At 69.1% G+C, this 13499-nt stretch carries 12 protein-coding genes; 8 read left to right on the forward strand and 4 right to left on the reverse strand.

Annotation, left to right across the window (positions count from 1 at the left end; genetic code table 11):
* From AB0I98_RS17135 to AB0I98_RS17145, 3 genes are all read left to right on the forward strand, one after another.
* Window positions 1–1593, forward strand: a 1593-nt coding sequence (locus AB0I98_RS17135; RefSeq protein WP_362941809.1) for an ABC transporter ATP-binding protein, incomplete at its 5' end; no start/stop codon positions are given.
* A 60-nt stretch (window positions 1594–1653) separates the two neighbouring features.
* Complete coding sequence (locus tag AB0I98_RS17140; protein ID WP_362941812.1) at window positions 1654–2238, forward strand: DinB family protein; 585 nt, start codon at window positions 1654–1656, stop codon at window positions 2236–2238.
* Window positions 2239–2405: 167 nt separating this feature from the next.
* Window positions 2406–3203 (forward strand): SDR family oxidoreductase, encoded by a 798-nt coding sequence (locus tag AB0I98_RS17145; protein ID WP_362941815.1) that lies wholly within the window; start codon window positions 2406–2408, stop codon window positions 3201–3203.
* Window positions 3204–3241: 38 nt separating this feature from the next.
* On the opposite strand, the gene AB0I98_RS17150 is transcribed toward AB0I98_RS17145, so the two are convergent.
* The 3 genes from AB0I98_RS17150 to AB0I98_RS17160 form a co-directional block, all read right to left on the reverse strand.
* The gene (locus AB0I98_RS17150) at window positions 3242–4204 is read right to left on the reverse strand and encodes an ABC transporter substrate-binding protein (RefSeq protein ID WP_362941818.1); all 963 of its coding nucleotides are present in this window, start codon (window positions 4202–4204) and stop codon (window positions 3242–3244) included.
* A 96-nt stretch (window positions 4205–4300) separates the two neighbouring features.
* Window positions 4301–6661 (reverse strand): arylsulfatase, encoded by a 2361-nt coding sequence (locus AB0I98_RS17155; protein ID WP_362941821.1) that lies wholly within the window; start codon window positions 6659–6661, stop codon window positions 4301–4303.
* Window positions 6662–6883: 222 nt separating this feature from the next.
* Entirely contained in the window at window positions 6884–7765 is an 882-nt protein-coding gene (locus AB0I98_RS17160; RefSeq protein ID WP_362941824.1) for a LysR substrate-binding domain-containing protein, read from the reverse strand.
* Window positions 7766–7959: 194 nt separating this feature from the next.
* Here AB0I98_RS17160 and AB0I98_RS17165 point away from each other — a divergent pair, with 194 nt between their 5' ends.
* The 5 genes from AB0I98_RS17165 to AB0I98_RS17185 all read left to right on the forward strand — a co-directional run bounded on the left by AB0I98_RS17165 (window position 7960) and on the right by AB0I98_RS17185 (window position 12648).
* Window positions 7960–9045 (forward strand): S-(hydroxymethyl)mycothiol dehydrogenase, encoded by a 1086-nt coding sequence (locus tag AB0I98_RS17165; RefSeq protein WP_362941827.1) that lies wholly within the window; start codon window positions 7960–7962, stop codon window positions 9043–9045.
* Window positions 9045–9683 (forward strand): MBL fold metallo-hydrolase, encoded by a 639-nt coding sequence (locus AB0I98_RS17170; RefSeq protein WP_362941830.1) that lies wholly within the window; start codon window positions 9045–9047, stop codon window positions 9681–9683. Before AB0I98_RS17165 ends, AB0I98_RS17170 begins: the two co-directional genes overlap by 1 nt.
* Window positions 9684–9861: 178 nt before the next feature.
* Window positions 9862–10224 (forward strand): bifunctional 3-phenylpropionate/cinnamic acid dioxygenase ferredoxin subunit, encoded by a 363-nt coding sequence (locus tag AB0I98_RS17175; RefSeq protein WP_362941833.1) that lies wholly within the window; start codon window positions 9862–9864, stop codon window positions 10222–10224.
* Window positions 10221–11378, forward strand: a complete 1158-nt coding sequence (locus tag AB0I98_RS17180) for an FAD-dependent oxidoreductase (protein WP_362941836.1) — start codon at window positions 10221–10223, stop codon at window positions 11376–11378. The genes AB0I98_RS17175 and AB0I98_RS17180 overlap by 4 nt, the downstream gene beginning before the upstream one ends.
* A 94-nt stretch (window positions 11379–11472) precedes the next feature.
* Window positions 11473–12648: an aromatic ring-hydroxylating dioxygenase subunit alpha gene (locus tag AB0I98_RS17185; RefSeq protein WP_362941838.1), complete on the forward strand. Its 1176-nt coding sequence runs from the start codon at window positions 11473–11475 to the stop codon at window positions 12646–12648.
* On the opposite strand, the gene AB0I98_RS17190 is transcribed toward AB0I98_RS17185, so the two are convergent.
* Window positions 12620–13366 carry an IclR family transcriptional regulator gene (locus AB0I98_RS17190; protein ID WP_362942177.1) on the reverse strand — a complete coding sequence of 249 codons (747 nt, stop codon included), beginning with the start codon at window positions 13364–13366 and terminating at the stop codon, window positions 12620–12622. The two genes, AB0I98_RS17185 and AB0I98_RS17190, sit on opposite strands and share 29 nt — an antisense overlap.
* Window positions 13367–13499: the final 133 nt, after the last annotated feature.

Raw genomic sequence — 13499 nt, forward strand, 5'->3', positions numbered from 1 at the left:
GACACCGGCGCCGCGGCCCGCCGGCTCGGCGCCCTGGCGGCCGCGGCCCTCGCGGCGGCCGCCATGAACTACGTCCACTCGATGATGGGCTACCGGCTGGGCATCGCCCTCATCCGTGGGCTGCGGCACCGCGTGGGCGACCACATCGCGGGGTTGCCGCTGGGCTGGTTCACCGGGGAGCGGGTGGGACGGCTCGGCCGGACTGCCGGGCAGGGCCTGATGGACGTCGCCGGTGCTCCCGCGCACCTGCTCGGCATCGTGGTCACCGGCGTGGTCACCCCCGCCACCGTGGCCGTGCTGATGTTCGTCTTCGACTGGCGGCTGGGGCTGGCCCTGATCGTCGCCGCGCCGCTGCTCGCCGTGATGTACCGGGTCACCGGCGCGCTGGTGCAGCGCACCGACCACGCGGTGGACGCGGCGGCCGCCGAAGCGGGCGGGCGCGTCGTCGAGTTCGCCCGCAGCCAGGCCGTACTGCGCGCCCACGGCAGGACGGCGGCCGGCCACGAGCTGCTCGACCGGGCCCTGCGCGACCAACACCGGGCTGGATACCGCCAGATCCGTACGGCCCTGCCCGGCATCGCCGGCTTCTCGCTGTCGGTCCAGCTCGCCTTCACCCTGGTGTTCGTCATCGCCGCGGTCCTGGTCACGGAGGGCTCGGCGGCTCCGGCCGAGCTGATTGCCGTCCTGGTGCTCGCCGCCCGCTTCGCCGAACCGCTGATCGAGGCGGTCGACGTCGGCAGTGCGCTGCGGATCACCCGCAACAGCCTCGCCCGCACCGACGAGGTACTCGCCACCGAGCCACTGCCCGAGCCCGCCGCAGCGGCCCATGCCGGCGAGCCTTCCATCGAACTGGACGGCGTCCGCTTCTCCTACGGCGACCGCACCGTGCTCGACGGGGTGAGCTTTACGGTGCCGCCGCGCACCCTCACGGCGCTCGTCGGCTCGTCGGGCTCGGGCAAGACCACGATCACCCGGCTGATCGCCCGCTTCTGGGACGTCGACGCGGGCACGGTGCGTGTCGGCGGCGCCGACGTGCGCGATCTGGCCACCGAGGACCTGATGCGGCAGATCTCGCTGGTCTTCCAGGATGTCTACCTCTTCGAAGGCACCATCGAGGACAACATCCGCCTCGGCCGCCCCGACGCCACTGACGAGCAGATCCGCATCGCGGCGCGGCAGGCCCGGGTCGGCGAGATCGTCGAACGCCTCCCCGACGGCTGGCACACCCAGGTCGGCGAGGGCGGCACCCGGCTCTCCGGCGGCGAGCGGCAACGGGTCTCCATCGCCCGTGCCCTCCTCAAGGACGCCCCCATCGTGCTGCTGGACGAGGCCACAGCCGCGCTCGATCCGGAGAACGAGGCGGCCGTCCAGGACGCTTTGGCCGCACTCACCGCCGACCGTACGGTCCTCGTGATCGCCCACCGGCTGCAGACCGTGACGGGCGCCGATCAGATCGTCGTCCTGGATTCCGGACGCATCGTCGAAACCGGCAGCCACGACGAACTGTTGGTCCGCGGTGGACGCTACGCCGCCTTCTGGACCGAACGCAGCCGCGCCCAGGGATGGCGCCTGGAGAAGCCGACCGCCGTGTGATGGCTCTTCCTGGGCGGTGACCGGCTTGCCGTCGCGGAAGGTGGCCTAGGCTCATGCCGCATGATCGATGAATTCGCCAAAGACAACCTGCACGGGAGACTGCGGCGGGACCGTGAGGCGCTGCTCTGGAAGCTCGACGGCTTGTCCGAATACGACGCCCGCCGGCCTTTGACAGTGACCGGGACCAATCTCCTCGGCCTGGTCAAACACGTGGCCACCGTCGAGGCCAGGTACTTCGGCGAGGTCTTCGACCGCCCTTCCCCGGAACCGCTGTGCCGGTGGCAGGACTCCGACGGCAGCGATCTGTGGGCGACCGAGGACGAGACCCGCGATCAGATCATCGGGTTCTACCGGCGCACGTGGGAACACTCGGACGCGACGATCAACGAGCTTCCCCTCGACGCGCCCGGCCACGTGCCGTGGTGGCCGGAGCCTTATGCCGACACGAACCTGTTCGCCGTCATGGTCCATGTCCTCGGCGAGTCCATCCGGCATGCCGGGCACGCCGATATCCTGCGCGAGGGCCTCGACGGCCGGACCGGGCTGCGCGCCGAACACGAGAAGCAGATCGACGAGGAAGCGCGTGCAGCCTACCGCGCGAAGATCGAGCAGGCCGCCAGGTCGGCCGCATCAATCAAGGCGTAGAGGCGCTGATCAAGCAAGCCGCGCATCGTAAGAGCTCAGAATCGTCGATTACGGCGATGTCGCCGACGTCTGCGGCACCCCTCGCGCCCTGTGAAGAGCGGCAGCAAGCCGGGCATCCTCACCCCTGAGGGCGTATGGCGCGCCCACAGCTGGGAGGGCTGAGGCGGATGGGAACCCTCGAGGGAAAGACCGCGCTGATCACCGGCGCGGGTACCGGCATCGGCCGGGAAACGGCGCTGTTGCTGGCGGGGGAGGGGGCGAGCGTGGTCCTCGTCGGACGCAGGCAGCACGTCCTCGACGAGGTCGCCGCAGTGATCGAGAAGGCCGGCGGCACGGCCTTCACCCACTCCACGCACGTCGAGAACGCCGGCGAGGTCCGCGAACTCGTCGACTGGACGCGAGAGGTGGCCGGGCCCGTCGACATCCTCGTCAACAACGCGGGCGGCGCGAGCAAGGTCCTGGACGTCCGCTGGATCAGCGAGGAGGAGTGGAACCACGTCATGGGCGTCAACCTCACCGCCGTATACCTGCTCACCCAGGCCGTGCTCCCGGACATGCTGGAGCACGGCGGCGGCTCGGTCATCACGGTGTCCTCGCTCGCCGCGGTGCGGCCCACCCTCCTCGGCGGGGCACCGTACGGCGCGGCCAAGGCGGGCGTGCGCAACTTCATGACGTATCTGCACAACACCTTCCGCAACGACCTCATCCGCGCCACCTGCATCCTGCCCGGCGAGGTGAACACACCGATCCTGGACAGCCGCGCCGCCCCGCCGAGCGAGGAGAAGCGGGCGGCCATGGTGCAGCCGGAGGACGTGGCGCGAGCCGTGCTGCTGTGCGCCTCGCTCCCGCAGCGGACGGTCGTCGAGGAACTGGTGATCGCGCCCACGCTGCCGCGGGACACGTCCGCCGACATCGAGATCAGCCGCTGGATCGGGGCCCCCGAGGATGCCCGCCCGATGAATTGAGAAGACCGCCGCATGTGAGCAGAGAGTTCACCGACTCCCTATCCGAGCCACGCCTTGACCTTGTCGGGGTTCGCGTCCACCCACTTCTTCGCCGCCGCCTCCGGCGTCATCTTGTCCAGTGCTATGGATTTCGCGACCGTGTTCTGGTCGTCGTTGGTCCAATTGAAGTTCTTCACGAGGTCGTAGGCCGGGCTGCCGGACTCGGAGAACTTCGTGCTGACGATCTTGTCGAGGTCGAACACGGGATAGTCGCAGGCGACCTTCGCCGGATCGGCGTCACAGCCCTCCGTGTGCTTGGGCAACTCGACGTGGACCAGGGGTACTTCCGAGAAGAACCACTGGGGCTCGTAGAAGTAGCCGATGACCCATTTCTTGTTCTTCTCGGCGTCCCGGAAGGCCTGGATAAGCGCGGTCTCGCTGCCCGCGTACACCACCTTGAAGTCCAGCTTCAGGTTCTTGACCAGGGCCTCGTCGTTGGTCTGGTACGACGGGTCGCCGTCGAGGAGTTGGCCCTTGCTGCCCGACTCGGAGGTCTTGAAGTTGGCGGCGTACTTGTTGAGGTTCTTCCAGTCGGTGATGTCCGGGTACTTCTTCACGATCCACGGCGGGAGGTACCAGCCGATGATGCCCTTGTTGCCGGTCGAGCCGAGATCGACGGCGGTCTTCTGCTGGGTGATGTACTTCTTCTTGAGGTCCTCGTGGCCCCAGTTCTCCAGAATGGCGTCGACCTCGCCCGTCTCGAACCCCTGCCAGCCGATCTCGGCCTTCAGGTCCTTCTTCTCCACCGTGCAGCCGAGTTCCTTTTCGGCGATGTACGCGATGACCGCCGCGTCCGCCTCATAGCCCACCCACGGGTTGACCGCGAGGTTGAACGTGCCGCACTTGCCCGAGCTGTCGGAAGCCGAGGAGCTGTCGCCGCCCACCTTCGCTCCGCCGCACGCGGTGAGGGTGAGGCCGAGAACGGCCAGGCCGGCTGTGCTGGCTCTCCAATGTCGTGTCATGGTGTCGTGCTCCTTACGCGTCTGCGCGTTGCGGTGAGGGCTGAAGGCTGAAGGCTGAGTGAGGGAATCGAGTCGAAGTCCAGGGCGCACAGCGGCTCACTGAGCCCCCATGACGCGCCGGTGCAACCCACCGTCGAAGTCCGACGGTTCGCCGGCCGCGGGGGCCAGGTCGATGCGCACGGTGTGCACGGTGCCCGTGAACTCGTTGTCGAGGACGGGGTAGTCGTCGGTCACCGGCGTACTGAGGTCCACTCCCACGTCGAGCGTCTCGTCGAAGGAGAAGTAGTACGGGATCGTCCGCTCGACGCGTCCGGTCGCCCGCCGTTCGCCGTCCACCAGGAGTGCGGCAGTCCCGCCTTTGCCGAGTCCTCCGCCGTCGTAGTCGAAGGAGAGCCGTACCTCGTGCCGTCCCGGTGTCAGGGGTTCGTCGGCGCGCACGGTGTACAGGCTCATTCCGAAGTAGTTGTAGACGTACGCCGGTCTGCCCCCGGTGACGTACAGGGACCAGCCGCCGAACCGGCCGCCCTGCGCGATGAGCACGCCCTCGGCCGTCGCGTCGGGCACGTCGATGTCCGCGGTGATGCTGTGCGAGCGGTTCTTGATGTTGGGGGTGGTCTCCTCCGTGAACCGCCGCATGCCGCCGCGATAGGTCACGGACATGCGGTCGCCGAGCAGGTCGATGCGCCCGGCCACGGCGGGGTTCTCCCGTTCGGTGACCCGGTCGTCCAGCGGGAAGACCTGGTACTTGGCCGCTTCGATCAGGAACAGGTCCTGCAACTGGCGCAACTTCTCCGGGTGTTCGGAGGCGAGGTCGTGCGCCTGGCTCCAGTCCTTGTCCAGGTCGTAGAGCTCCCAGACGTCGTCGGAGAACCTCCGGCTGGTGTCCGGCACCATCTCCCAGGGGATGCCGTGCCGGGTGACGGCCATCCAGCCCTCGTGGTAGATGCCGCGGTTGCCGCACATCTCGAAGTACTGGGTGCGGTGGAACTCGGGCGCCCGCGGATCGGCGAGCGTGTGCCACATGCTGGTCCCCTCCAGGGGCTGCTGGGTCACCCCGTCGACGCTGAAGGGTGCCGGGATCCCCGCACAGTCCAGGATCGTGGGCAGTACGTCGATCACGTGCGAGAACTGGTGACGCAGTCCGCCGCCCTCGGGCACCCCTCGGGGCCAGTGAAGGATCATGCCGTCCCGGGTGCCGCCGAAGTGCGAAGCCACCTGCTTGGTCCACTGGTAGGGGGTGTTGAGCGCCAGCGCCCAGCCTGCCGGGGCGATCGGGTAGCTGTACGGCCCGCCGATCTCGTCGAGGTGGTCGATCATCTCGTCGGGGTCGTCGACAACGCCGTGTCCGAGCCGGTGCTCGACGATCGTCCCCTCGATGCCGCCCTCGCCGGAGGCGCCGTTGTCGCCGAGGATGTAGAGGATCAGGGTGTTGTCCAGCTCGCCGAGTTCCTCCAGCGCGTCGAGGAATCTGCCGACCTGCACGTCGGCGTGTTCGGTGAACCCGGCGAAGGTCTCCATGAATCTGGATGCCAACTGGCGCTGGTTGTCGGTGAGTTGGTCCCAGTGCGGGACGCCCTCCGCCCAGCTCGCGAGTTCCGCGTCCTGGGGCACGACTCCGAGTTCCTTCTGCCGTCGCAGGGTCAGTTCGCGCTGGCGGTCCCAGCCGTGGTCGAAGCGGCCGCGGTACTTCTCCTGCCACTCCGGGCCGACATGCAGGGGTGCGTGCGCGGCGCCGAGGGCGAGGTAGGTGAAGAAGGGGCGGCCCGGGGTGAGGGTGCGCTGGGTGCGGACCCAGTCGATGGCGTGGTCGACGAGGTCCTCGGAGAGGTGGTAGCCGTCCTCTGGCCGGCGGTCCGGCTCGACGGGGGTGGTGCCCTGGTACAGCAGCGGGTACCAGTGGTTCATCTCGGCGCCCATGAACCCGTAGAAGGTGTCGAAGCCTTCGCCTGTCGGCCAGCGGTCGAAGGGCCCGACCGCGCTGATCTCCCGGGGCGGGGTCTGGTGCCATTTGCCGAAGGCGGCCGTGCTGTAGCCGTTGCCCTGGAGGATCTGGGCCATGGTGGCGGCGCTGCGCGGCCGGAATCCGTTGTAGCCGGGGGCCGCTGTGGTCATCTCGGTGGTGCCGCCCATGCCGACCGAGTGGTGGTTGCGTCCGGTCAGCAGGGCCTGCCGGGTCGGCGAGCACAGGGCCGTCACATGGAAGCGGGTGTAGCGCAGCCCGTCTTCGGCGAGTCGGTCCGCGGCGGGCATCTCACAGGGCCCGCCGAAAGCGCTGGAGGTGCCGAATCCCAGGTCGTCGACCAGCACGATCACCACGTTCGGGGCGCCCGGGGGAGGAGGGACGGGGCCGATCGGGGTGAAGGGGGACTTCTGGTCGTGGACGTCCATCGCGGTGGTGAGTGGCCGGCGGGTGTCGGGCCGCGGGAGTACGTGCCGTCCGGCGTCGAACTCAGTCATGTATTTCTCCGATGCGATGCCCGGCGGTAAATGTCACACGTTCTTCGCACGGCCGAATTGTCGGCGCAATAAAAGGGGCTTGAGGGCCGGTCCGGGAATCTCGCCGACTGTCGTGGAGCAAAAGTGACAGTCACCGCGGACAACGGTCAAGCAGCCGACTTGAATACCCCTGAACCGGTTTTGAATGGAGCCGGTAGATAACTTCTATACCGGCAGTGGGCTTCAGTCCTCGGCGGGCGCTGCTGCCAGGTCCACGAAGGCCTGGGCGGCGGGGGACAGCGGGCCCGACCGCCAGACCAGTCGGCCGTGGCGCACCAGCCGTGGCCGGTTGGACAGCATCCGGGCCCCACGCAGCGCGGCGTCCCGGGCCATGGAGCCGGGCAGGAGTGAGGCGCCGACGCCGGAGAGGATCAGCGGCACGATCATCGCGCGGTGCGCGGTCTCGACCACGATCCGCGGGGTGACGCCCAGCGCGGTGCATACGTCGTCCACCGCCGCCCGGGTCTCGGTGTCCGGCGGTGTCACGATCAGGTCCAACGCGGCCAGTTCGCGCGAGGTGATGGTGTCGCCCGGCGGATGCGGGTGGTCCGGGGGCAGCACGACGTACATCTCCTGCTCGGGCAGATCCATCCCGCGCAGGTCGGCCGTGGGCACCGAGGCGTCCACCAGCCCCAGTTCGCACTGACCGGCGGCGACCATGTGAGCCACGGCAGGGCCCTGCTCCGGGTCGACCACGCGTACGGAGACCTTCGGATGCGCGCGATGGAGACGGCCCAGCATCCCGGCGAGCGGATCGACCGAAAGCGTCGTCTGGGAGACGATGTCGAGCCGCCCGCCGCTGAGCCCGAGGACTTCACGGACCAGGGAACCGGCCGTGGTCAGATCGCGCAGCACCTGCCGGGCCGGCTGGACGAGCGCTTCGCCCGCCGCGGTGAGTGTGACGCCGTGCGGGAGGCGGTGAAAGAGCTTTCCGCCGAATTCGCGCTCCAGAGTGCGGATCGCATGGGAAAGTGAGGGCTGCGCTACGTGGAGCGCAATGGCCGCGGCTGTGAATCCGCCGTGCTCGACCACGGCGATGAAGTATTCCAGCTGGCGTCGTTCCATCGGGTCTCCGTAAATTCCGGGCAACGTTATCACCGGTCGGCCGGGCCGTCGCGCGGCGAACGGATCCTTCCCTCCCTCCGCATCCGGGACCTTGACCCCCAGGTGGCCCTCCCCGATGCTGTGTTGCGGCACGCGAGATGCGTGCCGCAATGAGCAACATTCGACTCAGGTCTCGTACCAGCCGAGGAGTGGCCATGACGCATCAGGTCCGAGCTGTCGTCGCGCGGGGCAAGGGTGCCCCCGTCAGCCTGGAGACGATCATCGTGCCGGACCCCGGTCCTGGGGAGGCCCTGGTGAAGGTCGAGGCCTGCGGGGTGTGCCACACCGATCTGCACTATCGCGAGGGCGGCATCAACGACGACTTCCCCTTCCTGCTGGGCCATGAGGCCGCGGGCGTCGTGGAGTCGGTGGGGGAGGGGGTCACCGACGTCGCGCCCGGTGACTTCGTCATCCTGAACTGGCGGGCCGTGTGCGGGCAGTGTCGGGCCTGTCTGCGCGGACGCCCCTGGTACTGCTTCGACACGCACAACGCCAAGCAGAAGATGACCTTGCTCGACGGCACCGAACTGTCTCCGGCGCTGGGCATCGGTGCGTTCGCGGAGAAGACGCTGGTCGCGGCCGGACAGTGCACCAAGGTCGACCGGGCCGCCTCCGCGGCTGCCGCCGGACTGCTGGGCTGCGGGGTGATGGCGGGCATCGGCGCCGCCATCAACACCGGCAAGGTCGGCCGGGGCGACACCGTGGCGGTCATCGGCTGTGGCGGTGTCGGGGACGCGGCGGTCGTCGGGGCGAACCTGGCGGGCGCGGCGAAGATCATCGCCGTCGACATCGACGACCGGAAGCTGGCCACCGCCATGAAGCTGGGGGCGACCCACACCGTCAACTCCAAGGAGGCCGACGCCGTCGAGGCGATCCGTGAGCTGACCGGCGGCTTCGGCGCCGATGTCGTCATCGAGGCGGTCGGCCGCCCGGAGACGTACCAGCAGGCCTTCTACGCCCGCGACCTCGCCGGCACGGTCGTCCTCGTCGGCGTCCCCACCCCGGAGATGAAGCTCGAACTGCCCCTGCTGGATGTCTTCGGCCGGGGCGGGTCGCTGAAGTCCTCGTGGTACGGCGACTGCCTGCCCTCCCGAGACTTCCCGATGCTCATCGACCTCTACCTCCAGGGCCGGCTCGACCTGGACGCCTTCGTCACAGAGACCATCGCCCTGGACGAGGTGGAGAAGGCTTTCGAGCGGATGCACGGCGGCGACGTCCTGCGCTCGGTGGTGGTCTTCTGATGGCCGCCCGCATAGCCCGTATAGAACGTCTCATCACCTCGGGCACGTTCTCGCTGGACGGCGGCACCTGGGACGTCGACAACAACGTGTGGCTCGTCGGCGACGACACCGAGGTGATCGTCGTCGACGCCGCCCACGATGCCGACGCCATCGCCGAGGCGGTGGGCGACCGGCGCCTCACAGCCGTCGTGTGCACCCACGCCCACAACGACCACATCGACGCCGCCCCCGAACTCGCGGCGCGCATCGGAGCCCCGATCCTGCTCCATGCGGACGACCTGCCGCTGTGGAAGCAGACCCACCCCGACCGGACCCCCGACGGCGAACTCACCGACGGCCAGGTCCTCACCGTGGCGGGCGTCGAGTTGACCGTGCTGCACACCCCCGGGCACGCGCCCGGCGCGGTCTGTCTCTACGCCCCCGCCCTGACGGCCCTCTTCAGCGGCGACACGCTCTTCGCGGGCGGGCCGGGGGCGACGGGGCGGTCGTACAGCCATTTCCCCACCATCGTCGACTCGATTCGGGACCGGCTGCTCGGCCTGCCGGGCGACACGGTCGTATACACCGGGCATGGCGAAACGACCACCGTCGCAGCCGAGGCTCCGCACCTCCAGGAGTGGATCGACCGGGGCTTCTGACCGTCCGCTGACGCTCGGCAGTCCTGGCATCGTTCTCTATCGCGCACACCGTTGCGCAACAAGCAACCAACTCTGACGCGTTTTCGCGGCCCTGGAATGCCTTGACAAGGGTTCCGGGGCGACCTCAGACTGACGTTGCGCTTACCGCAATCCGTTTCGTTATACGCACCGAGGTGTCATGATGATTCCCGTGTGCCGTCTCGCGGATCTTCCGCGAGGTGAGGCCTTCCGGCTCGACATCGATCCGCCGGTCTCGGTGTTCCACACCGACGACGGTGAGGTCTTCGCCATCGACGACACCTGCACCCACCAGGACGCCTCGCTCGCCGACGGCTGGCTGGAGGGCTGTGAGGTGGAATGTCCGCTGCACTCCTCGAAGTTCGACCTGCGGACCGGCGCCGTCGACGCCCCACCGGCCAAGCTCCCGGTCCGCACGCACGAGGTCGCGGTCGAGGACGGCGTGATCTACGTCCGTGTCTCCACCGATGCCCCCAACCTGCCGCCCTGCGTCGCGGCCCGGCTCGCCGCCGGTCCCGCGTGAGGACCGTGGCCGTGGTGGGCGCCTCGCTGGCCGGACTGTCGGCGGCGCGCTCGCTGCGGAAGCAGGGCTACGACGGGCGGCTGGTCGTCATCGGCGACGAGACCCATCGCCCGTACGACCGTCCGCCGCTGTCCAAGGAGTTCCTGGCCGGCGCCCTCGGCGAGGCGGACCTGGCGCTGGAGACGGACGGCGAGGACCTGCGGGCCGACTGGCTGCTCGGCGCCCGCGCCACCGGGCTCGACCGCGCCGAGCGTGCCGTCCGGCTCGCCGACGGACGGGAGGTCCGCGCCGACGGCATCGTCATCGCGACCGGCGCCGCCGCGCGCACCCTGCCCGGCAGCGAGGGTCTGGCCGGAGTGCACGCCCTGCGCACCCTGGACGACGCCCGCGCCCTGCGCGACGAACTGGCCCTGGGCGGACGGCTGGTGGTGATCGGCGGCGGCTTCATCGGTGCCGAGGTCGCCTCCACCGCGTACGCCCTCGGCCTCGATGTGACGGTCGTCGAGGTGGCCCCGACACCGCTCGCCGGACCTCTCGGCGAGACCATGGGCCGGGTCGTCTCCGCCCTCCATGCGGACCACGGCGTACGGCTGCTGTGTGGCGTGGGCGTCAAAGGGCTGAGCGGTGAAACCCGTGTCGACGCCGTCCTGCTCGAGGACGGCCGAAGCGTCCCCGCCGACATCGTCGTGGTCGGGGTGGGGGCGCGCCCGTGCGTCGAGTGGCTGGAAGGCTCCGGCGTCGAACTCGACAACGGCGTCAAGTGCGGCGCCGACGGCCGCACCAGCCTGGCCGGGGTGGTCGCGGTCGGCGACTGCGCCAACTGGTACGACCCTCGCCTGGGCGCCCACCGCCGGGTCGAGCACTGGACCGGTGCGCGGGAACGCCCCGATGCGGCGGTTGCCGCGCTGCTGGCGGGGGGTGCGCTGGAACCGGGCGTGCCCAGGCCGCCGTACTTCTGGTCGGACCAGTACGGCGTGAAGATCCAGTTCGCCGGTCACGCGGGTGTCTCCGACAGTGTGACGGTGGAGGTAGGCGCCGTGGACGACCGCAACGTTCTGGCCGTCTACCGGCGGGCCGGTGTGCCGGTCGCCGTGCTCGGCATGAACCAGCCGCGGCTGTTCATGCGATGGCGTAAACAGCTGAGCGCGCCGTGATGGGTTGTTGTATTGCCGCGGCGCCGTTGTGGCTGGTCGCGCAGTTCCCCGCGCCCCTACGGGGCGCTCTCCGACGTCCTCCGAGGAGTGCACCGTGACCTCGACCAGCCTGCCGGACAGTCTGATCGCCACTCTCCCCGGCTCCTCCTACACGGATGCGGCGGTCTTCGCCCAGGAGCAGGAGCGCATATTCGAGACCATGTGGTTCTGCGTGGCCCGTGCCTCCGAACTGGACAAGCCGGGCGCCTTCCGCACCGTCGACGTGGGCCGCGAGAGCATCCTCGTCACCCGCGCGCGGGACAACGGCATCCGTGCGTACTTCAACGTCTGCCGGCACCGGGGCGCCAAGCTCTGCACCGAGGAGGCCGGCGAGGTCAAGCGGGCCTTCCAATGCCCGTACCACGCCTGGACGTACGGGCTGGACGGCAAGCTCGTCGCCGCGCCCAACCTCACCAGGATGCCCGACGTCGGCCGCACCGAGTACGGCCTGGTGAGCGTGGCCGTCCGCGAATGGCTCGGCTATGTCTGGGTCTGCCTGGCGGAGAACCCGCCCGACTTCGACGAGGACGTCATCGGTGATGTCGTCGCCCGCCTCGGCGACGTCGAGTCGATCGGGCGCTACGAGATCGAGAACCTCTCCGTCGGCAAGCGGATCGTCTACGACGTGCGGGCGAACTGGAAGCTCATCATCGAGAACTTCATGGAGTGCTACCACTGCGCGACCATCCACCCCGAACTGACGGAGGTACTGCCGGAGTTCGCGGACGGTTACGCCGCCCAGTTCTACGTGGGGCACGGCGCCGAGTTCGGCGAGGACGTGCAGGGCTTCACCGTGGACGGCTCCGAGGGTCTGGACCGCATCCCCGGGGTCGCCGACGACCAGGACCGCCGCTACTACGCGATCACGGTCAGGCCCCAGGTGTTCATCAACCTCGTCCCCGACCATGTGATCTTCCACCGGATGTATCCGGTGGCCGTCGACCGGACGATCGTCGAGTGTGACTGGCTCTACCTCCCGCATGTCGTCGAGAGCGGCAAGGACGTCAGCCGGTCCGTGGAACTCTTCGACCGGGTCAACCGCCAGGACTTCGACGCCTGCGAGCGCACACAGCCCGGAATGAGCTCCCGCATGTACGCCAAGGGCGGTGTGCTGGTGCCCAGCGAGCACCACATCGGCGCGTTCCACGACTGGGTGCAGCAGCGTCTGGGCGCCGGAGGGCAGTGGCCGGGGCCGGGGGCGGTCAGCCCAGGTGGCCCATCCGGTGGCTGATCTCCTCCGCGCCCTTGACCAGCACCGGGGAGACCTCGTGCATGCGCTCCTCGGTGAAGCGGTACGAGGGGCCGGAGGCGCTGAGCGCCGCGATGACCTGGCCGTCCCGGTCGCGGACCGGCGCGGCCATGGCGTGCAGGCCGACCTCCAGCTCCTCCAGGCCCAAGGCGTAGCCGCGCTCGCGGGCCTCCGAGAGGTTCTTCTCGAGCTTCGTCTTCGCGGTGATGGTGCGCGGGGTGACCTTGCTCAGGCCGGTCCCGGCGAGCAGTGCGGCGCGCTCCTTGGCGGGCAGGTGGGCCAGCAGGATCTTGCCGCTGGAGGTGGCGTGCAGCGGGGTGAGCTGGCCGACCCAGTTGTACGCGCTGACGGCTCCCGGGCCACGCACCTCGTAGAGGTTGACCGCGTAATTCTCCTGCAGCACGGCGATGTTGACGGTTTCGCCGATCTCCTCGGCGAGCCGCTCGCAGACCGGGCGGCCCTGCTGGGTGATGTCGATGCGTCCCGTGACCGCACCGGCCAGACGTACGATGCCGAATCCGAGGCGGTACTTGCCGCGCTCACCCGCCTGCTCCACCAGGCCACGCGCCTCCAGAGCGCCGAGCAATCGGAACGCGGTGGACTTGTGCACATCGATCTCGGCCGCCACCTCGCTGACCCCTGCCTCACCACGCTGGGCCAGGATCTCCAGGACGCTGATGGCTCGGTCGACCGACTGCACTCCGCCGGCCTGCGAACTTGACGTTTCGGTGTCTTGGCTGTGGTTGCTCACAGTAAAACTATACGCGTAGTAAACAACAGCGTTGCAAGCAACAGGGGTGAAACGCAGGAGTCGTAGGTTGCGTGCTTCGCAA

The sequence above is a fragment of the Streptomyces sp. NPDC050211 genome (assembly GCF_040656035.1).
GTDB lineage: Bacteria > Actinomycetota > Actinomycetes > Streptomycetales > Streptomycetaceae > Streptomyces.

Bases quoted from the DNA above. Each gene is read 5' to 3' on its own strand.
- AB0I98_RS17155 (WP_362941821.1), bottom strand. From the start codon at position 6,661: ATGACTGAGTTCGACGCCGGACGGCACGTACTCCCGCGGCCCGACACC.
- AB0I98_RS17175 (WP_362941833.1), top strand. From the start codon at position 9,862: ATGATGATTCCCGTGTGCCGTCTCGCGGATCTTCCGCGAGGTGAGGCC.
- AB0I98_RS17140 (WP_362941812.1), top strand. From the start codon at position 1,654: ATGATCGATGAATTCGCCAAAGACAACCTGCACGGGAGACTGCGGCGG.
- AB0I98_RS17150 (WP_362941818.1), bottom strand. From the start codon at position 4,204: ATGACACGACATTGGAGAGCCAGCACAGCCGGCCTGGCCGTTCTCGGC.
- AB0I98_RS17170 (WP_362941830.1), top strand. From the start codon at position 9,045: ATGGCCGCCCGCATAGCCCGTATAGAACGTCTCATCACCTCGGGCACG.
- AB0I98_RS17145 (WP_362941815.1), top strand. From the start codon at position 2,406: ATGGGAACCCTCGAGGGAAAGACCGCGCTGATCACCGGCGCGGGTACC.
- AB0I98_RS17160 (WP_362941824.1), bottom strand. From the start codon at position 7,765: ATGGAACGACGCCAGCTGGAATACTTCATCGCCGTGGTCGAGCACGGC.
- AB0I98_RS17165 (WP_362941827.1), top strand. From the start codon at position 7,960: ATGACGCATCAGGTCCGAGCTGTCGTCGCGCGGGGCAAGGGTGCCCCC.